General features: G+C 60.6%; 17 protein-coding genes. 12 read left to right on the top strand and 5 right to left on the bottom strand.

From position 1 onward, the window contains the following. The first annotated feature begins 16 nt into the window (after positions 1-16). The 8 genes from rpmJ (at position 17) to bfr (ending at position 5,426) form a co-directional block, all read left to right on the top strand. Positions 17-133: a 50S ribosomal protein L36 gene (rpmJ, locus tag ACZ5M5_RS27470; protein ID WP_002555468.1), complete on the top strand. Its 117-nt coding sequence runs from the start codon at positions 17-19 to the stop codon at positions 131-133. A 130-nt stretch (positions 134-263) separates the two neighbouring features. Continuing rightward, complete coding sequence (rpsM, locus tag ACZ5M5_RS27465) at positions 264-620, top strand: 30S ribosomal protein S13 (protein ID WP_003186020.1); 357 nt, start codon at positions 264-266, stop codon at positions 618-620. A 30-nt stretch (positions 621-650) separates the two neighbouring features. Beyond that, entirely contained in the window at positions 651-1,040 is a 390-nt protein-coding gene (gene rpsK, locus ACZ5M5_RS27460) for a 30S ribosomal protein S11 (protein ID WP_002555466.1), read from the top strand. Between the two features lie 18 nt (positions 1,041-1,058). Continuing rightward, on the top strand, positions 1,059-1,679 hold the full coding sequence (gene rpsD / locus ACZ5M5_RS27455) for a 30S ribosomal protein S4 (RefSeq protein ID WP_003176404.1): 621 nt from the start codon (positions 1,059-1,061) through the stop codon (positions 1,677-1,679). Positions 1,680-1,701: 22 nt separating this feature from the next. After that, the gene (locus ACZ5M5_RS27450; protein WP_003186012.1) at positions 1,702-2,703 is read left to right on the top strand and encodes a DNA-directed RNA polymerase subunit alpha; all 1,002 of its coding nucleotides are present in this window, start codon (positions 1,702-1,704) and stop codon (positions 2,701-2,703) included. Positions 2,704-2,745: 42 nt separating this feature from the next. After that, entirely contained in the window at positions 2,746-3,132 is a 387-nt protein-coding gene (rplQ, locus tag ACZ5M5_RS27445; protein WP_003186009.1) for a 50S ribosomal protein L17, read from the top strand. A gap of 223 nt (positions 3,133-3,355) precedes the next feature. Further along, positions 3,356-4,804 carry a catalase gene (locus tag ACZ5M5_RS27440; RefSeq protein WP_103308225.1) on the top strand — a complete coding sequence of 483 codons (1,449 nt, stop codon included), beginning with the start codon at positions 3,356-3,358 and terminating at the stop codon, positions 4,802-4,804. A 157-nt stretch (positions 4,805-4,961) separates the two neighbouring features. Continuing rightward, positions 4,962-5,426 carry a bacterioferritin gene (gene bfr / locus ACZ5M5_RS27435; RefSeq protein WP_003186005.1) on the top strand — a complete coding sequence of 155 codons (465 nt, stop codon included), beginning with the start codon at positions 4,962-4,964 and terminating at the stop codon, positions 5,424-5,426. 157 nt (positions 5,427-5,583) lie between these two features. On the opposite strand, the gene uvrA is transcribed toward bfr, so the two are convergent. Continuing rightward, a complete protein-coding gene (uvrA, locus tag ACZ5M5_RS27430) occupies positions 5,584-8,418 on the bottom strand; it encodes an excinuclease ABC subunit UvrA (protein WP_060740395.1) in 2,835 nt (944 codons plus the stop codon). A gap of 179 nt (positions 8,419-8,597) precedes the next feature. Here uvrA and ACZ5M5_RS27425 point away from each other — a divergent pair, with 179 nt between their 5' ends. After that, positions 8,598-9,995, top strand: a complete 1,398-nt coding sequence (locus ACZ5M5_RS27425) for an MFS transporter (RefSeq protein ID WP_053125859.1) — start codon at positions 8,598-8,600, stop codon at positions 9,993-9,995. Positions 9,996-10,004: 9 nt separating this feature from the next. Beyond that, complete coding sequence (locus tag ACZ5M5_RS27420; protein WP_003206078.1) at positions 10,005-10,526, top strand: single-stranded DNA-binding protein; 522 nt, start codon at positions 10,005-10,007, stop codon at positions 10,524-10,526. 124 nt (positions 10,527-10,650) lie between these two features. On the opposite strand, the gene ACZ5M5_RS27415 is transcribed toward ACZ5M5_RS27420, so the two are convergent. The 3 genes from ACZ5M5_RS27415 to ACZ5M5_RS27405 form a co-directional block, all read right to left on the bottom strand. After that, on the bottom strand, positions 10,651-11,271 hold the full coding sequence (locus tag ACZ5M5_RS27415) for a hypothetical protein (RefSeq protein WP_464738244.1): 621 nt from the start codon (positions 11,269-11,271) through the stop codon (positions 10,651-10,653). A gap of 259 nt (positions 11,272-11,530) precedes the next feature. After that, the gene (locus tag ACZ5M5_RS27410) at positions 11,531-12,271 is read right to left on the bottom strand and encodes a hypothetical protein (protein WP_464738243.1); all 741 of its coding nucleotides are present in this window, start codon (positions 12,269-12,271) and stop codon (positions 11,531-11,533) included. 171 nt (positions 12,272-12,442) lie between these two features. Next, positions 12,443-14,368, bottom strand: a complete 1,926-nt coding sequence (locus ACZ5M5_RS27405) for an MAC/perforin domain-containing protein (protein WP_060740396.1) — start codon at positions 14,366-14,368, stop codon at positions 12,443-12,445. A gap of 211 nt (positions 14,369-14,579) precedes the next feature. On the opposite strand from ACZ5M5_RS27405, the gene ACZ5M5_RS27400 reads away from it, so the two are divergent. Continuing rightward, positions 14,580-17,879: an AAA family ATPase gene (locus ACZ5M5_RS27400; protein ID WP_464738242.1), complete on the top strand. Its 3,300-nt coding sequence runs from the start codon at positions 14,580-14,582 to the stop codon at positions 17,877-17,879. 81 nt (positions 17,880-17,960) lie between these two features. On the opposite strand, the gene ACZ5M5_RS27395 is transcribed toward ACZ5M5_RS27400, so the two are convergent. Beyond that, positions 17,961-18,515 (bottom strand): cysteine hydrolase family protein, encoded by a 555-nt coding sequence (locus ACZ5M5_RS27395; RefSeq protein ID WP_060740398.1) that lies wholly within the window; start codon positions 18,513-18,515, stop codon positions 17,961-17,963. Between the two features lie 98 nt (positions 18,516-18,613). Here ACZ5M5_RS27395 and ACZ5M5_RS27390 point away from each other — a divergent pair, with 98 nt between their 5' ends. Next, on the top strand, positions 18,614-19,609 hold the full coding sequence (locus ACZ5M5_RS27390; RefSeq protein ID WP_060740399.1) for a GlxA family transcriptional regulator: 996 nt from the start codon (positions 18,614-18,616) through the stop codon (positions 19,607-19,609). Positions 19,610-19,779 lie beyond the last annotated feature (170 nt).

The following is a 19,779-nucleotide window of genomic DNA, read 5'->3' as shown; positions in this document are numbered from 1 at the left end:
GTTCGAGGAGTTGGTGATGAAAGTTCGTGCATCGGTGAAAAAGCTGTGCCGCAACTGCAAGATTATTCGCCGCGAAGGTGTTGTTCGGGTAATTTGCAGCGCGGAACCGCGTCACAAACAGCGCCAAGGCTGAGTGTGATTGTGCTTTAAGCCCGGCAGCTAGTGCGCTGCCGGGTTGATTATTTGTTATTACAGCGATATTATCTCGCGCCCTATTTCTTGGCTTCCGGGGCGTAGGTAGCTGTCAATTGGAGTCCCACTGAATGGCCCGTATTGCAGGCGTCAACATTCCAGATAACAAGCATACTGTTATCTCGCTGACCTACATCTATGGTGTTGGTCGCACTACTGCACAGAAAATTTGTGCAGTGACTGGGGTCAACCCAGCGGCAAAGATCAAAGATCTGAGCGACGAGCAGATTGAACAGCTGCGTGGCGAAGTGGCGAAGTTCACCACTGAAGGTGACCTGCGTCGCGAAATCAACATGAAAATCAAGCGCTTGATGGACCTCGGTTGCTATCGCGGTCTGCGTCATCGTCGTGGTCTGCCAGTACGCGGTCAGCGTACCAAGACCAACGCGCGTACCCGTAAAGGTCCGCGTAAGCCGATCCGCAAGTAATCGCCCCAGCGAATCGACAGGAATTTAATCATGGCAAAACCTGCTGCTCGTCCTCGTAAAAAAGTTAAAAAGACAGTGGTTGATGGCATCGCCCACATCCATGCTTCTTTTAACAACACCATCGTGACCATTACCGACCGTCAAGGTAACGCTCTTTCCTGGGCTACCTCCGGTGGTTCGGGTTTCCGCGGTTCCCGCAAGTCCACCCCGTTCGCTGCTCAAGTAGCTGCTGAGCGTGCTGGTCAAGCTGCGCTGGAATACGGCCTGAAAAACCTCGACGTGAACGTCAAGGGTCCAGGTCCAGGTCGTGAATCCGCAGTCCGCGCTTTGAACGGCTGTGGCTACAAGATCGCCAGCATCACCGACGTGACGCCAATCCCGCACAACGGGTGCCGTCCGCCGAAGAAGCGCCGCGTGTAATCCAGGAGATTGTAAAGAATGGCTCGTTACATTGGTCCAAAATGCAAACTCGCTCGTCGCGAAGGCACCGATCTTTTTCTGAAGAGCGGCGTGCGCGCGATCGAATCGAAGTGCAACATTGAAGCAGCACCTGGTATCCACGGCCAGCGCCGCGGTCGCCAGTCCGATTACGGCACCCAACTGCGTGAAAAGCAGAAGGTCCGTCGTATCTACGGCGTTCTCGAGCGTCAATTCAGCGGCTACTACAAAGAAGCAGCTGGCAAGAAAGGCGCAACCGGCGAAAACCTGTTGCAACTGCTCGAATGCCGTCTGGACAACGTTGTATACCGTATGGGCTTCGGTTCTACTCGTGCCGAATCCCGTCAGCTGGTATCGCACAAGTCGATCAGCGTTAACGGTCAGACCGTAAACGTTCCGTCCTACCAGGTTCGTGCTGGTGACGTGGTTGCTGTTCGCGAGAAAGCAAAGAACCAACTTCGCATTGTCCAAGCTCTCGATCTGTGTGCCCAACGTGGCCGCGTAGAATGGGTAGAAGTAGACACTGAGAAGAAGTCGGGCGTTTTCAAGAACGTTCCAGCTCGCAGTGATCTGTCCGCCGACATCAACGAAAGCCTGATTGTCGAGCTCTACTCCAAGTAAGGGCTAGAAAATAGGTGCATCCATGCAGATTTCGGTAAATGAGTTCCTGACACCCCGCCATATTGATGTGCAGGTTGTCAGTCCAACCCGCGCCAAGATCACACTCGAGCCTCTCGAGCGTGGTTTCGGCCACACCCTGGGCAACGCGCTGCGCCGCATCCTGTTGTCCTCAATGCCCGGCTGTGCAGTAGTCGAGGCCGAGATTGACGGTGTGCTCCACGAGTACAGCGCCATCGAAGGTGTACAGGAAGACGTAATTGAAATCCTGTTGAACCTGAAAGGTCTGGCTATCAAGCTGCACGGTCGTGACGAAGTTACGCTGACCTTGTCGAAGAAGGGTTCGGGGGTGGTTACCGCTGCCGATATTCAGCTGGATCATGATGTCGAGATCGTTAACCCCGATCACGTAATCGCTAACCTGGCGTCTAACGGCGCCCTGAACATGAAGCTCACCGTAGCTCGTGGTCGTGGTTATGAACCGGCAGACTCGCGTCAGAGCGATGAAGACGAAAGCCGCAGCATCGGTCGCTTGCAGCTTGACTCTTCGTTCAGCCCGGTTCGCCGTATCGCATACGTGGTGGAAAACGCCCGTGTCGAACAGCGTACCAACCTGGACAAGCTGGTTATTGATCTGGAAACCAACGGTACCCTGGATCCTGAAGAGGCTATCCGCCGTGCTGCAACCATCCTGCAACAGCAGTTGGCTGCGTTCGTCGACCTCAAGGGTGACAGTGAGCCAGTGGTTGTCGAGCAGGAAGACGAGATCGATCCGATCCTGCTTCGCCCGGTTGACGATCTGGAACTGACTGTACGTTCGGCTAACTGCCTTAAGGCGGAAAACATCTACTACATCGGCGACCTGATTCAGCGTACCGAAGTAGAGCTGTTGAAGACTCCGAACCTTGGCAAGAAATCCTTGACTGAAATCAAGGACGTTCTGGCCTCCCGCGGTCTGTCCCTCGGCATGCGCCTCGACAACTGGCCGCCTGCAAGTCTTAAGAAGGACGACAAGGCGACTGCCTGATCGTCGTAATCACCGAACGTTGTGTTTGGTAAGGAATGAACCATGCGTCATCGTAAAAGTGGTCGTCACCTGAGCCGCACCAGCTCGCACCGCAAGGCCATGTTCCAAAACATGGCGGTGTCGCTGTTCGAGCACGAGCTGATCAAAACTACACTGCCGAAAGCCAAAGAACTGCGTCGCGTTGCTGAGCCGCTGATCACTCTGGCCAAGACAGATAGCCTGGCTAACCGCCGTCTGGCTTTCGACCGTACTCGTTCGAAAGCTATCGTTGGTAAGCTCTTCAACGACCTGGGCAAGCGTTACGCTACCCGTGAGGGTGGCTACCTGCGCATCCTCAAGTGCGGTTTCCGCGCTGGCGACAACGCGCCTATGGCGTACGTCGAGTTGGTTGATCGTGCTACCAGCGGTGAAGCTGTATCCGCTGAGTAAGTCGGCAACAAACGAAAAACCGGGCCTTGTGCCCGGTTTTTTGTTGCCTGCTGAAAAGTGCCCGGACCGTTTCGCCTGGTTCGGCTATCGGCAAGTCTTCAGCATTAGATAATGACTATCGATGTCCATGATTTAATGAATTTGGATACTGTCACTAACATGATCGATACTCCTTTCCAGCCGATTAGCCGGCAGTTTGAAGACCGACCTAGGAAGATTGAGCATGAGCCAGATCAAAACGCTTACGACCGCCAGCGGCGCTCCTGTCGCCGATAACCAGAACTCTCGTTCCGCCGGCCCGCGCGGCCCGCTGCTGCTCGACGATTTTCACCTGATCGAAAAGCTTGCTCACTTCAACCGCGAGAACATTCCCGAGCGTCGCGTGCACGCCAAAGGATCGGGGGCCTACGGCACCTTTACCGTCACCCAGGACATCACCCAGTACACCAGCGCCAAGTTGTTCGAGTCGATCGGCAAGCAAACACCGACCTTCCTGCGGTTCTCCACCGTGGGTGGCGAGCGTGGTTCGGCCGACACTGAACGCGATCCGCGGGGTTTCGCCCTGAAGTTCTACACCGAGGAAGGCAACTGGGACATCGTTGGCAACAACACGCCGGTGTTCTTCATCCGTGATCCGTTGAAATTTCCGGATTTTATCCACACCCAGAAGCGTCTGCCGCAAAGCAACCTGAAAAGTGCCCAGGCGATGTGGGATTTCTGGTCCCATTCGCCTGAGGCGCTGCACCAGGTCACCATCCTGTTTTCCGACCGAGGTATTCCGGATGGCTACCGCCACATGCACGGCTTCGGCAGCCACACCTACAGCCTGATCAGCGCACAGGGTGAGCGGCACTGGGTGAAGTGGCACTACAAGACCCTGCAAGGCATCAAGAACCTTGCGCCGGCAGAAGCGGCACGCCTGGCGGGTACCGACCCGGATTATGCCCAGCGTGACTTGTTCGAGGCCATTGAGCGCGGTGACTTCCCGAAATGGCGCGTCTGCATCCAGATCATGAGCGAGGCCCAGGCCGCGGCCCATTACGAGAACCCGTTCGACGTGACCAAGACCTGGTCGCAGAAAGAGTTTCCGTTGATCGAAGTGGGTGTGCTCGAACTCAACCGCAACCCGCTGAATTACTTCGCTGAAGTCGAGCAGGCGGCGTTTGGCCCGAGCAACATGGTGCCAGGGGTTGGTCTCTCGCCGGATCGCATGCTGCAGGGCCGTGTCTTCGCCTACGCCGATGCGCACCGCTACCGTGTGGGCACCAATCACCAGCAGTTGCCGGTGAATGCGCCACGTAGCCCGGTCAACACTTATCAGCGCGACGGTGCCATGGCGTTTGGCAGCAATGGCGGGGCGGCTCCGAACTACGAGCCTAACAGCTATGTGGAGGCACCGAAGCAGGCGCCGCGTTATGCGGAGCCGGCACTGGCCCTCAGTGGCGCGGCGGATCGTTACGATCATCGCGAAGACACGGACTACTACAGCCACGCCGGTGCGCTGTTCCGTTTGATGAGCGACGAGCAGAAAGCGTTGCTGATCAACAATATCGCCGGCGCGATGGCCGGTGTATCGGCGGATGTCGTTGACCGTCAGCTCCAGCATTTCTTCAGGGCGGACGCCGCTTATGGAGAAGGTATCGCAAAGGCGTTGGGCGTACAGCTTAACTAAGTCTAAACGAGAAGCAGAACCGCCCTCATTTGGGCGGTTTTTGCGTTATTTAGCCCGGTTTTCTCGGATTTTCTTCACTTTTATTGCGATGAACGAGTGACCTCTCCGTCAGGTTGGTTCAAACTAGAGCCTTCAAAGCTTGTGGAGATGTAGGGCGATGCAAGGTCACCCAGATGTAATCGATTACCTCAACACGTTGCTGACAGGCGAACTGGCAGCCCGTGATCAATATTTCATCCACTCGCGGATGTACGAGGACTGGGGTTTCACCGAGCTCTACGAACGTATCAACCATGAGATGGAAGAAGAAGCCCAGCACGCCGATGCATTGATGCGCCGGATCCTGATGCTCGAAGGCACGCCGCGGATGCGTCCGGATGACTTGGATGTCGGGACCACCGTGCCCGATATGTTGGCCGCTGACCTGCGCCTGGAATACAAAGTCCGCGCCGCGCTGTGCAAAGGCATCGAGCTCTGCGAGCAGCACAACGACTATGTGACCCGCGAGATCCTGCGTATCCAGCTTAACGACACCGAAGAAGACCACACCTACTGGCTGGAGAAGCAGTTGGGTCTGATCAAGTTGATTGGCCTGGAAAACTACCTGCAATCACAGTTCTGATCGCGTGTGGAGCGAGCTTGCTCGCGATTGCGGTTAAATCGTCGCATAAATGCAAACTGACACCGCGCTATCGCGAGCAAGCTCGCTCCCACAGAAGAAAAGCAAAAAGCCCCTGCCATCGATGAGATGACAGGGGCTTTTTCGTGCCCGGGTGAAATCAGTCCCGATCACGCTCCAGCAACGGCTTGAGGTAGTAACCGGTGTAGGACTGCTTCATTTCGGCCACTTGTTCAGGCGTGCCCACGGCAATGATCTGGCCGCCCTTGGAACCGCCTTCCGGCCCCAGGTCCACCAGCCAGTCAGCCGTCTTGATCACGTCCAGGTTGTGTTCGATCACCACCACGGTGTTGCCGTGATCGCGAAGGCGATGCAGCACGTCGAGCAATTGCTGGATATCGGCGAAGTGCAGGCCGGTGGTCGGCTCGTCGAGGATATACAGGGTCTTGCCGGTGTCGCGCTTGGACAGCTCGCGGGACAACTTGACCCGCTGGGCTTCACCGCCGGACAGGGTCGTTGCCGACTGCCCCAGCTTGATGTACGACAGGCCGACATCCATCAGCGTCTGGAGCTTGCGCGCCAGGGCCGGCACCGCATCGAAGAACACCCGGGCTTCTTCGATGGTCATCTCCAGGGTTTCGTGGATGTTCTTGCCCTTGTATTTGATCTCCAGGGTCTCGCGGTTGTAGCGCTTGCTCTTGCACACATCGCACGGCACGTAGATGTCGGGCAGGAAGTGCATTTCCACCTTGATCAGGCCATCGCCCTGGCAGGCCTCGCAGCGCCCGCCCTTGACGTTGAACGAGAAGCGCCCTGGGCCGTAGCCTCGGGAGCGGGACTCCGGCACGCCGGCGAACAGTTCGCGGATCGGTGTGAACAACCCGGTATAGGTCGCCGGGTTGGAGCGCGGCGTACGACCAATTGGGCTCTGGTCGATGTCGACCACCTTGTCCAGGTGCTCCAGGCCCTTGATGCTGTCGTGGGCGGCAGCTTCGAGGGTGGTGGCGCCGTTCAGGGCCGTGGCGCTGAGGGGAAACAGGGTGTTGTTGATCAGCGTCGACTTGCCGGAGCCGGACACGCCGGTCACGCAGGTCAGCAGGCCGATCGGGATTTCCAGGTCGACGTTGCGCAGGTTGTTGCCACGGGCGCCCTTGAGGGTCAGCGACAGCTTCTTGTTGCGCGGCGTGCGTTTGGCCGGGACCTTGATCTTGACTCGGCCCGACAGGTATTTGCCCGTCAGCGAGTCAGGGTGCGCCATGACTTCGGCAGCCGTGCCCTGGGCAACGATATGCCCGCCATGGACGCCCGCGCCCGGGCCGATGTCCACCACGTAGTCCGCCAGGCGGATGGCGTCCTCGTCGTGCTCGACCACGATCACCGTGTTGCCGATGTCCCGCAGGTGCTTCAGGGTCCCGAGCAACCGGTCGTTGTCCCGCTGGTGCAGGCCGATGGACGGTTCGTCGAGGATGTACATCACCCCCACCAGGCCGGCGCCGATCTGGCTGGCGAGGCGGATACGCTGGGCTTCGCCGCCAGACAAGGTGTCTGCGCTGCGATCGAGGGTCAGGTAGTCCAGGCCGACGTTCACCAGGAACTGCAGGCGCTCGCGGATTTCCTTGAGGATCTTGTCGGCTATTTCGCCACGACGACCGGTGAGCTTCAAGCCGCCGAAGTAATCGGTGGCGTCGCCAATCGGCAGGTTGGTCACCGCCGGCAGCGTCTTCTCGCCGACCCACACATGCCGCGCTTCGCGACGCAGACGGGTGCCACGGCAATCGGGGCAGGGCTGGGTGCTGAGGAACTTGGCCAGTTCTTCGCGCACGCTGGCCGATTCGGTCTCGCGGTAGCGTCGCTCCAGGTTCGGCACGATGCCTTCGAACGGGTGGGAACGCTTGACGATGTCGCCACGGTCGTTGAGGTATTTGAAGTCGACATTCTGCGAGCCACTGCCGTGCAGGATGGATTTCTGCTGGTCGGCGGGCAACTCGTTGAACGGCTTGTCCAGGCTGAACTTGTAATGGGCCGCCAGCGAGCCGAGCATCTGGAAGTAATAGACGTTGCGCCGGTCCCAGCCGCGAATCGCCCCTTCGGCCAGGGTCAGCTCGCCATTGACCAGGCGCTTGGTGTCGAAGAACTGCTTGACCCCCAGGCCGTCGCACGTCGGGCAGGCGCCCGCCGGGTTGTTGAAGGAGAACAGCTTGGGTTCCAGCTCGCTGATGGCATGGCCGCAGATCGGGCAGGCGAAACGTGCGGAGAAAATGATCTCCTCGCCGGGCTCGTCGTCCATCGGTGCGACCAGGGCGATGCCGTCGGCCAGTTTCAGGGCGGTCTCGAAGGACTCGGCCAACCGCTGCTGCAAGTCGGCGCGGACCTTGAAGCGGTCGACCACCACATCGATCGAGTGCTTCTTCTGTTTATCCAGCTTCGGCAGTTCGTCCAGCTCGCACAGCTTGCCGTTGACCCGGGCCCGCACGAAGCCTTGGGCGCGCAGTTCTTCGAACACCATCAGGTGTTCGCCCTTGCGCTCGCGAACCACCGGGGCCAGCAGCATCAGCTTGCTGCCTTCGGGCTGGGCCAGCACCAGGTCGACCATCTGGCTGACGGTCTGGGCTTCCAGGGGAATGTCGTGGTCGGGGCAGCGAGGAATGCCGACCCGCGCATACAGCAGGCGCAGGTAGTCGTAGATCTCGGTGATGGTGCCGACCGTCGACCGCGGGTTATGGGAGGTCGACTTCTGTTCGATGGAGATTGCCGGCGACAGGCCTTCGATGGTGTCGACGTCGGGTTTTTCCATCATCGACAGGAACTGCCGGGCATAGGCCGACAGCGATTCGACATAGCGTCGCTGGCCTTCAGCGTACAACGTGTCGAAGGCCAGGGATGATTTGCCGGATCCGGACAGGCCGGTGATGACGATCAGCTTGTCCCGTGGCAGGGTCAGGTCGATATTCTTCAGGTTGTGGGTACGGGCCCCACGAATCAGGATCTTGTCCAAAGTGGCCTCGCTCGGCGGGCGTCGAAAACGTAGGAGTATACGGGCAAATACTGGATGGATGCACACTATTGAAGGCGCGATTGCAGCCATACATGAAGACTGCGCGGCAAACGGTCGCCATATACCCTCTCAATCGATGGGACTGGTAGAATCGCCGCCGGTTCACATGAGGTTTTTCCATGCAAGATCCCCACAGCGAACGCATGAGTCGTGGCGAGACACGCGCAGCAAGCGGTCTGGCCCTGGTGTTCGCCTTCCGTATGCTGGGCATGTTCATGGTGTTGCCGGTGCTGGCGACCTATGGCATGGACCTGGCAGGCGCCACCCCGGCCCTCATCGGCCTGGCGATTGGCGCTTATGGCCTGACCCAGGCGATCTTCCAGATCCCGTTCGGGATCATTTCCGACCGCATCGGCCGGCGTCCGGTTATCTACCTGGGGCTGATCGTCTTCGCCCTCGGCAGCGTGCTGGCGGCCAATGCCGACTCGATCTGGGGCGTGATCGCCGGACGCATCCTGCAGGGGGCCGGGGCCATTTCCGCGGCCGTCATGGCGCTGCTGTCGGACCTGACCCGCGAACAGCATCGGACCAAGGCCATGGCCATGATCGGCATGACCATCGGTCTGTCGTTCGCCGTGGCCATGGTGGTCGGTCCCTTGCTGACCCGGGCCTTTGGTTTGTCGGGCCTGTTCCTGGCGACCGGTGCCATGGCACTGGTGGGGATCCTGATCGTGGCGTTCATGGTGCCGCGCGCCACCGGGCCGTTGCAGCACCGGGAATCCGGGGTGGCGCGCCAGGCATTGATCCCGACGCTCAAGCACCCGGACCTGCTGCGCCTGGACCTGGGTATTTTCGTGCTCCACGCCATGCTGATGTCCAGCTTCGTGGCCTTGCCGCTGGCCCTGGTCGAGAAGGCCGGCCTGCCCAAGGAACAGCACTGGTGGGTTTACCTGACCGCGTTGCTGATATCGTTCTTCGCCATGATCCCGTTCATCATCTATGGCGAGAAACGACGCAAAATGAAACGAGTTTTGCTCGGCGCCGTCGTGACGCTGATGCTCACTGAGCTATTCTTCTGGCAGTTCGGCGATAGCTTGCGGGCCCTGGTGATCGGCACGGTGGTGTTCTTCACCGCGTTCAATCTGCTGGAAGCCTCGCTGCCGTCGCTGATCAGCAAGGTTTCGCCGGCGGGCGGCAAGGGCACGGCGATGGGGGTCTACTCCACCAGCCAGTTCCTGGGCTCGGCGTTGGGCGGGATCCTCGGCGGCTGGCTGTTCCAGCATGGCGGTTTGTCGGTTGTGTTCCTGGGATGCGCCGCGCTGGCTGCACTTTGGTTAGCCTTTGCTGTTACCATGCGCGAACCTCCCTATGTGACGAGCCTGCGCTTGCCCTTATCGCCCGAGGCGATTCGTGAGGCTGGCCTGACCGAGCGTCTGAAGGCCGTCGTTGGAGTAACCGATGCAGTGGTGGTCGCCGACGAGGCGGCCGTGTATATCAAACTCGACACCGAATTATTGGATCGCGCGACGCTCGAGCGCCTGGTGAACAACCCGGCCCCGACCACGTGCGAAGCCTAGGAGAACGTTATGGCCCGTGGGGTTAACAAAGTCATATTGGTCGGTACTTGCGGCCAGGATCCCGAAGTTCGCTACCTGCCGAACGGCAACGCCGTGACCAACCTGAGTCTGGCGACCAGCGAACAGTGGACCGACAAGCAGACCGGCCAGAAGGTCGAGAAGACCGAATGGCACCGCGTGTCGATGTTCGGCAAGGTGGCCGAGATTGCCGGCGAATACCTGCGCAAGGGTTCGCAGGTGTACATCGAAGGCAAGCTGCAGACCCGCGAGTGGGAAAAAGACGGCATCAAGCGCTACACCACCGAAATCGTGGTCGACATGCAAGGCACCATGCAATTGCTGGGTGGCCGTCCACAGGGCGACCAGCAACAAGGTGGCAACAACTACCAGCAGTCGGCTCCGGCCCCGCGTCAGCAGGCGCCTCGTCCACAGTCGGCACCACAGCCACAACGTGAGCGCCCGGCCCCACAACAGGCCGCGCCGCAACCGGCTCCGGATTTCGACAGCTTCGATGACGATATCCCGTTCTGATCCTCGCCTGAGCGCATTACGCAGGTAGGTCACGAAAGCCCCAAGCGCTCAGCACTTGGGGCTTTTTATTTGTCTGGCGCAAACCGATTCGTGAATTTGGGGACACGGGCAAGCCCGGCCTCGCTCACAGATCCAGATCCAATACCTCCTGCATCCTCTCGCCAATCGACTGACTCAACCACGCGGCATGAAACGCCATGTCCTGATCCGTCAGATCAACCCCTACCCGAAGTGCGATGGCTTTGCCATCGCCTCCGGCGAAGCCCACCACAAAGTGACAGATGTTGGCGGAAGCGGTCGTTTTGTAAGGCTTGATGTAATGGATATCGCTGTACGGCACGCATTCTTCGGTGGTTTGCCGGGCAGGGCGGCGTTGGGTGAAGGTGAGGCGTTGCTGGCGTTCGTCAAAGCAGAAGCCGAGCACCTTAGGTTCGGATGCCAGCCAGTTGAGCACGCAGACGGCTGCGAATGCGCTGATTAACATGAGTGCTATGAACAGAGGGTCCTCGATCACTCTTGTGTGGATGGGCGACAGGTTTTGTCCGACATGAAACAGCTTCGTCGATAGCACTGCCAGCCCGTAGACCGGCAAGGCCAGCAGTATCACCACGGCATACACCATCGTGCCCAGGTATCCCGGCCTCGATATCTCGCTTGAGCAATCCCACGTGGGCGGGTGCGGTGGCGCTGATGTAGCGGTCGGGAACGGGGATTCGACCAGGCGCGGCGGGCGTTTGCGTTTCATACGGCTGGCTCTTGGGAAAAATGCCCGGCCATTCTTATCGTTATTCTTCAAGTACGCCTAGTAAAAAACGGTTCGCCCGAGGTTGGGTTCTTCCTGGCCCCCGCCAATCCAGGTTTTATCTGTCTGACTTGCCGTGCTATCACCCCTCACGGCCGATAGTCCGCCGGTAATTCATGCCGCGTCGGCGCTTTTTCTTCGTGATAGTGCGGTTTGCCCTGGGGAGAGCTCATCAAGGTCGAATTGGCCAGGATTGTCTCCGTCAGCAAACAGTCTTCACCTTCCCCGAACCAGCAGGCCAGCGCCGAGTTTCGATTGCCGTGCAGGTCCACGACGGATGGCCAGTTTTCGACGCCATGGGCGTCACTGGGGCGATGTCGGGGTAGTGCTTGGGCGGCAGGACCAGCGCATCGCCGGGCCGCAGCCATAGGTCGGCCAAATGGATTTCCCTTGACGCAGGCCGCCAGCGGGCGACGCTGATCACCAGCGGCAGGCGGCCATAACGGGAAAAGAACGCGTGGGGGAAGTTGTGGTATTCGAGGTCGGTCGGGTTGTAGGTCAGCAGCTCGCGCTGGCGCGCCGGGCCCAGGTAGGGCGACTGGTGGCCGGCCCATTTCCCGTAGGTGTATTGGCCCAGGATCAGTTGGTCGTATTCGAAACGCAGGCATTCGCCGTTGCCGAGCAGGGTCATGCCAAAGGCCTGCGCCGTTTCCTTGGTTGCCCAGATCGGTGCGTAGTGCACTTCGCTGGCGTGGAAGTCGAACGTCTTGATCCAGTAGGAACCGCTGTTCGTTGCAACCTCACGGTCCCGCCAACTGATGCCCGAGTAGCGAGTGCCTAGGGACAGGGCCGGGTTCTCGGGGCTGAGCTGGATCGGGTGGCCGCGCTCCTGGACACTCGGTCGTGCCAGGCCATGGTCGTTGAACAGGTAGGGAAACCGGCGGGGATCGAGGGCGGTTTCCACGCCATCGCCGATAAAGGGAACACTGTTGAAGACTTGCATCGTATGGGGACCACGCACGCAAGAAGGCTAGAGAAAAGGGCGCTCAATCGCCCGATGAACCTGTGGGAGCGAGCTTGCTCGCGATGGCGGCGGCACATTCAACATTGAAGCAAGCTGAAGCAGCGCTATCGCGAGCAAGCTCGCTCCCACAGGGGATGTCACTATCGGGTGTCAACTGTACGGACGATGCTGCTCACGCAACCAGTCCATGCCGTGAGGTTGGCGCCACGGCCGGACGGCGGCGCGCTTTTCAACCTGGGTCAGGCACAGGGCGTCCATCCAGTAGTAGACCATCAACAGGTGAAATACCTCATCGCCGCGTCGGTCCCAGATGACGTCGTCCTGCTGGCGACCCGGTTCGATGGGCTTGAGCCGGCAGTCGCCCTGGTCGTGCATGCCCTGCAGGCAGGTTCCCGTCTCGTAGTTGATCAGCAGCACCGGGTGGTTGATTTCCGGATAAGGTTTTTCCAGCTCGGGCATGTACCAGTATTGCCCTGGATTGTGCCTGTCCGGCGTCTGCATGGCGATACGGGTCCGGTTTTGCGGATCGACCGCCAGGGCCGGTTTGGCGTCGGTATTGTTGCGCACGATGTACAGCGCGGTGCGAGGGTCTTCCTCGGTCGTTGCGGTTTTTACCAACTTGACCTTGCCGAACGAGTCGTGGGAAAACCGAGCCTTGACCTTCACCGTTGGGTTGAGGTCCTTGCCTGCCTGGCCAAAACCGGCAATGAGTCCATCGACACCGGGTGCCTCGAAGTCATTTCCCGCCAGCACATAGGTCAGGCCGGACAACGGGTTGGGCTGCATGTGCTTGGTCAGCGTGTCCCAGCGCATCAGCGATACTTCGCTGGCGCCGTTGGACAGCAGGGCCTCACGCATGGCATACGTCGGGTAGTAGCGCGCGTCGCGCGGCCAGCGCTCAGTGGCCATCAGCAATTTTTGCCCGTTTTTTTGTCTCAGCAGCAGGGCCAGCGCATCCCAGAACTGTTCAAATTCCGTGGTCGATGCATTCGCGGCGGGTGGGTAGTGGAAGCTTTCGCTGGTTTCCTTGCTTTTGTTGTCGACGAACACCATTCGCAAGGCAGGGCGGGTTGCTTCGGCCTTGGAGGTGGCTTGCCGCCCGGAGCGGCCGAGGACAACCACCGAGTCTTGCCAAGTGGCTTCGATTTCCGCCTTGTAGCTGGTGTACCACTGGTAGGCCTGCTCCAGTGCCGTACGGGTCTCGCCTTCCTTGACGAAGCGATAGACCGGCGCGATTGCCAACTCCACGACGGTCGGGTCGTCGGGCAGCGATTCGCGCCATTTGCCGAACTCCGCATTGCAATTGTTCGGGTCCACTGAGTTGAAAGCGATGGCGTGCGTGCCACCCCGGGTGGTCAGGTTGGCGTTGCGATGGGCGATGTTTTTCTTGACCGTTTCCGAGACCGAGGTGGTCGCGCTGCCGCTGACAAAGGTGCCGTATTCGGCCTTGACCATGGCATCGAGGGTGTTGGTCTTGCTGAGGAAACTCTTGAGTGCGGTCATCGCATAGTTCAGCGAACCACCGACAGTCACTTCGCTGACGATATCGGCACCAAAGTCGACCAGGAAATTGAAGAATGGCGCCGGATTGCTCGAGTCGAAGGCCTTGGGCAACTCATCGATGCGCTTCTTGAACGCTTCCGTGGCATTGGCGGGGCTGACCTCGAGGGTCAGTTTCCATAACCGCACCGTGTGACTGTAGAGCGCGGCTTCACGCTCTTCGAGCGTCTTGATGTCGCTGCCGAAGGTGGCTTTGAAACCGGCGGAAAAGGCGCCGTATTTGCCGGAGGCTTCGACACTCGTCTGGGTATGTCTTTCGAATTCGTCGCGGGAGGCAAACGTCTCGGTGGAGAAATTGTCGTTGGCCACGACCGTGGACATGGTGACGTTTTTCCCCACGTTGTAAGACGTTTTCCGGTACGGCACCGCACGTTTGCCCGACTCGGTATCGCCGACCTTCAGGCACTCCTTGCTGTCGCCGGCCCAATCGAGCCGGTTCAGTCCGCGCCCCAGTAATTGCGAGCCGCCGATATCCCGCACGTCATCGCCTGCGTTGCCCTTCAGTCCATCGCTCATCGCCTTTCTCCCATCGCTCAGGTTGTATCAACTGGGTGTCAATTGATGGGAGTGAGTATCGGGAGGGCGGTGATAGGCGGACAGTCCAGAGCGGTGTCAGTCCGGTATCAGTTTGGTATCAGGCAAAATGCCATCTTTTCATTAACCCGGGCGAGGCGCAGGAGTACACTCGATCGGCTGCCGTTGTCCCAGGGTAGAAAGGGCTATCGACATGGACTCCCGACCAAACACCTTTGTTGCCCTGCCCAGGCGTGATGCTTCGATATCCGACGGCCGTGTCCTGTTGGACGCCGTGTCGTTGAAAGGCCTGCGCAAACAGCATGGCCTGAGCCAGGAAACCCTGGCCGAGGCCTGCCTGAACCGGCATTTGTGCGTCTCGATCGCCTCCATCAAGCGGGCCGAAACCGGCAAGCCGGTGCTTTACCGCACGGCTCGGCACTTGGCGACGGCCTTCGGGGTCGATGTGAGTGAGCTGCTGAGCACTCCCGCCTCGGTGGCTTTGGCGCACATCCAACAGACGATGAACGCGGTGCACCAGACGGCCTTTGCGCAACAGGCGCTGAAACAGGTCGATGACAGCGTCATCCGCTACGTGCTGGAGCTGTCCTTTCGGATCGATGGGCTGCCCGTGACGACGTTCATGGAAGAAATCGAGCGCTTGGTACGTCAGTTCGGTGGCGTTCCACTGGGGATGACGCAGGATGTGGTGATCGCCCAGTTCGGTTCGCCACAGGCCTATCGCAGCGATAGCGAGCGGGGCCTGCTCTGCGCGCTGGCCCTGAGTCGGGAGCAATTCGTCACGTCCGGGCATGCCCTGTTACTGCGGCTTGTGCGCCTGAGTGCCGACACCATGGAGCCTGCGGTCGAGCCTGTCTTGCTCGCGCAAAAGCCGCTGTTGGAGCGTCATGGGCACGCGCCGGTGTATGTTGCGCAAAACCTGCTGGAACAGCTCGCTGCACGGTTTGAGTTTTCGTCCGGCGACGATGAGTTCCAGGCCTATCGCAAATGCCTGCGCCCGCGCAGCCTCGACGAAAACGCGCCGCGCCCGTTGGTGGGGCGGGCCATCGAGCTCTTGCAGTTCAAGGCGGTGATCGAGGCCACCCAGGAATGCCAGGACGGCCACATCGTCTATGTGCGCGGCATGGCGGGTATTGGCAAGACCCGTCTGGTCAGCGAGTTTTTCGAAATGGCCCGGCAGCGTGGCTTTGCCTGCCATCGCGGCGATGTGCTGGATTTCGGCATGGACAACAGCCTTTGGCCCCTGGGGCAACTGCTGGCCAGCCTGCTCAACCTGGGGGGCGCGGCGTCCGTCAGCGCCTCGCTGTTGGATGCCGCGTTGTCCCGCCTGAAAGTGGCCGCCGAACATCGCATGTTCTTGCAAGTGCTGACGGGGGTGTCGTCTGCCGAGCCTCCGGCCCTGTATGCCGCGATGAGCAACCAGGCCCGTACCCAGGGGCTGTTCCAGGCCTTGCTCGACGTGTTGCTGCGCAGCGCGGTGCAACAGCCTTTGCTGATCTGCGTCGAAGACCTGCACTGGGGCGATGCCACGCTGTTTATGCTGCTGGGCAGGCTGCTCGATGCCACTGACGAAGCGCCAGTGGTCTGGCTGCTGACGTCCCGTCCCGAAGGCGATCCGCTGGAAAGCGAAATCCGTACGCATTCCTCCAGCCCCATGAGTCTGCTCGACATCGCGCCGATCCGGGCGCGGGAGGCCACGGTCCTGGCGGAGCAATTCACTGAGGTCGATCCGCGCTACCGGGCCGAATGTGTCGCCCGTGCCCAGGGCAACCCGCTGTACCTGACGCAACTGCTGTCGAGCCAGCAAGGGGTTTTCCCTGACAGCCTGCGGCATCTGGTCCAGACCCGCTTTGACAAATTGGCCCCCGAGCAACGTCGCGCCCTGCATTACGCCGCGGTGCTGGGCAATCGCTTCGAGCTGACGCTGTGGCGCGAAGCACTGGGGCAGCCCGCTTATCTGCCGACCGCGGACATGCGCCAGGGGCTGTTGCGGGAGGTCGAGCCAGGCAGCTATCTGTTTGTCCACGACCTGGTCATGCACTGCCTCTACGATTCAATGCCCACGTTGCTGCGCGAGCAGTTGCACGGTGAGGTGGCGAATCTCTATCGCGCGCGCGACCGGGTGCTTTATGCCCAGCATTTGCTGCGGGCCAACGATCCGGCGGCGTTCGACGCGCTGTTGGTGGCGATGGGCGAAAAACGACTGGCCTGCCAGTACGACAGCGTCCTTGCGCTGGCGCGGCAATGCTCGGCGTTTGCCGAACGCGCGCAGGGCAATTTTCCTTTCGCGTTGCTGTGCGGCCAGGCGTGCTCGGGCCTGGGACAGACCGTGGAGGCCCGGGCGCATTTCCAGCGCGCCTTGGCATTGGCCGAGCAGCCGCAGGATCGGATCGAGGCCGCGTTGGGGCTGGCGGCAGTCCTCAATACCCTCGATTGCCTGGACGAGGAGGAGCGCCTCATCGAGGACATGCTGCCCATCGCCCGGTCCATGCAGGCCCATGCGGCGCTTGCCCGGTTGAATCACCTGCGCGGGAATATCTATTTTCCACGGGGTGATTACGCCGAGTGTCGCCGCCTTCACGAAGAGGCTTTGTCTTCTGCTCGCATCGGCCGGGACCTGGAAACCGAGGCCAAGGCCTTGAGTGGCATTGGCGACTCCTACTACGCACAAGGGCGCATGCAGACCGCCTACGAGGTCTTCGATCAATGCGTACGCCTGTGCGAGCGCAATGGGTGGACACACGTGGAGGCGGCCAACCGCAGCGCCCGTGGATCGGCGCAGTTGTACCTGGGTCAGCCAGAGCCCGCCTTGCGTGACGCCATGGAGGCCATCGAATGCAGCGCCCGGCTGGGCAATCATCGAGCGCAGGTTTTCTCGCGGCTCACTGCGGCCTGGGTGCTGGTGGCGGGCGGCCAGGATGCCTTGGCGGAACAAGAGCTGAGCAGTGCCCTGACGCTGGCACGCAGCCTTGGCGCCAGCCGTTTCGAAGCGATCCTGCTGGAAGGGTTGGCGCGGGTGGCGTTGCGCCAGGGCGAGCGCGGGCTGGCGCAGACCTTGATCATGGAGGCGGCGAGCCTGGTGGAGCGCTTCGAGTTGCAGCGCTATATCGGGCCTTGGGTCTACGGCAGCCTGGCGATGATCAGCGATGACGGACCGTTCAGCCAGCAGGCCTTGGCGAAGGGCGAAGCCCAGCTCACCCAAGCCTGCCTGGCCCACAACGCCTTGCGCTTTCGCGTGGCTGCCGCTGAAACCTGCCTGTTGGCGGGTAATACCGAAAAGGCTATCTGGCATGGGCAACAGATGGCGGCATTGCCCGAGTCGGCGTCGTGCGCCTGGATCAACCATCATGTGCGGTTGATCGATGTGGCGGGGCAGTGGCTGCGCAACGCCGATCAAGCCAGCGGCGAGAAGCTGAAGGGGATGACGCGCGAAGCGCAGCAGATGGGGTTCGTGGCGACGATGCCGCGGTTGTTGCTCGTGCTGGAGACTTGATCGCCTCCAGACACGCCGTTGATGCCCGAGGCAAAACCGCACTTGGGTGATGAAGCGCGGTTTTTTAGCTGTGCCGTGGGTTTACTGATGGTCGGCCAGGAATTGCTCGGTACTCACCACACTCGCGTAGGCAAACCCCAGCGCTGCCATGAACGCCGCATGCACCTGGGCAGCCGGTACGACCACGCCGTTGAACTCCAGGTCGAGGGTCGCGCAGGCGTCGTGGATCACCGTGACGCCGTAGCCCAGGTCCGCCGCCGCCCGCACCACGCCATCGACGCACATGTGGCTCATGCTGCCGACCACCACCAATTGTTCGATGCCGTGCTGGTCGAGGAGTGCTTGCAGTTCGGTTTCGCGAAACGAATTGACGAAGTGCTTGAGGACCACCGGCTCATCGGCGCGGTTGAGCACCTTGGGGTGCAACTGTGCGCCTTCGGAGCCTGGGGTGAAGAAGGGCGCGTCGGCGGAGGTGAATTCGTGGCGGATGTGCACCACGCTGTCGCCGGCCTGGCGAAAGGCTTCGATCAACCGTGCGGCGTTATCGGCGGCGGCATGGGCACCGACCAACGGCCATTTGCCCTGGGGGAAGTAGTCGTTCTGGATATCGACTACGATGAGCGCTTGCTTGGACATGAGGGCTTCCTTGATCAGGTGGGGTAGGGCGCCAGTATTGGCCTTTACCGCCGGTTCGAGGATTGGCCGCAACGACAATAAGCGAGGGAAAACTGACAATGGCGCAGCAAAGGGCAGTCGCCGAGCTTGGCGTGCTCATCTACCCCGGCGCGCAAATGGCGGCGGTGCATGGCTTGACCGATCTGTTCGCCGTGGCCCAGCGGATCGCGGCCGAGCACGCCAGTGCACCATTGCCACGGTTGCGGGTCAGTCACTGGCAGACCGACAACGGCGAGGCGCCGCGGCGGGTGTTCGACAGCGAAACCGGCCCGGCGGGCCATTTGGTGGCGTTGCTGATTCCGCCGTCCCTCGCCGGCTTCGATGACGACCTGGCCTCGCCGACGCTGATGGATTGGCTGCGTGCGCAGCATGCGGGCGGCACCGTGTTGGGCGGTGTGTGTGTTGGCTCGATCCTGTTGGCCGAAAGTGGCCTGCTCGATGGGCGCAGCGCCACCACCCATTGGAGCTCGGCCAAGGATTTCGCCGCCCGTTACCCGAAGATCAAACTCAACGCCGACAAACCGATTGTCGACGACGGCGACTTGATCACCACCGCCGGGCTGATGGCCTGGTCGGAACTGGGACTGCGCCTGGTGGACCGCCTGCTCGGGCCCAGCATCGCCACACGCACCGCGCAATTTCTGGTGATCGAACACAGCGACAGCGCGAGCCAGTGCGGCAGTAACTTCGCGCCCATCCTCGGCCATGGCGATGCGGCGATTCTCAAGGTCCAGCATTGGTTGCAAAGCAACGGCGCGGTGGAGGTTTCCCTCGGTGCGATGGCTGAACGGGCCGGGCTGGAAGAGCGCACCTTCCTGCGCCGGTTCCGGGCTGCCACCGGGCTCAAGCCCACCGAATACTGCCAGCACCTGCGGGTCGGCAAGGCCCGGGAAATGCTGGAGTTCACCAATGGCACCATCGACCACATTGCCTGGACCGTCGGCTACCAGGACCCCAGTGCCTTTCGCGCGACGTTCAGGAAAATCACCGGGTTGGCGCCGAGCGATTATCGGGCGAGGTTTGGGGTGAGCCCGACGGGCATTCCCAAAGGCTGACACTGGACCCTTTGTGGCGAGGGAGCTTGCTCCCCCTGGGCTGCGCCTGTAGGAGCTGTCGAGTGCAACGAGGCTGCGATCTTTCCATCACCCATTGAGTACCAAGCGAAAGATCAAAAGATCGCAGGCTTCGCCAGCTCCTACACCCACAGGGGGCTGCGTCTGCTGCT

The sequence above is a fragment of the Pseudomonas sp. Van50 genome (assembly GCF_055390755.1).
Note: the sequence above shows the minus strand (reverse complement) of the source record. Positions and strands in the feature narration are given on the sequence as shown.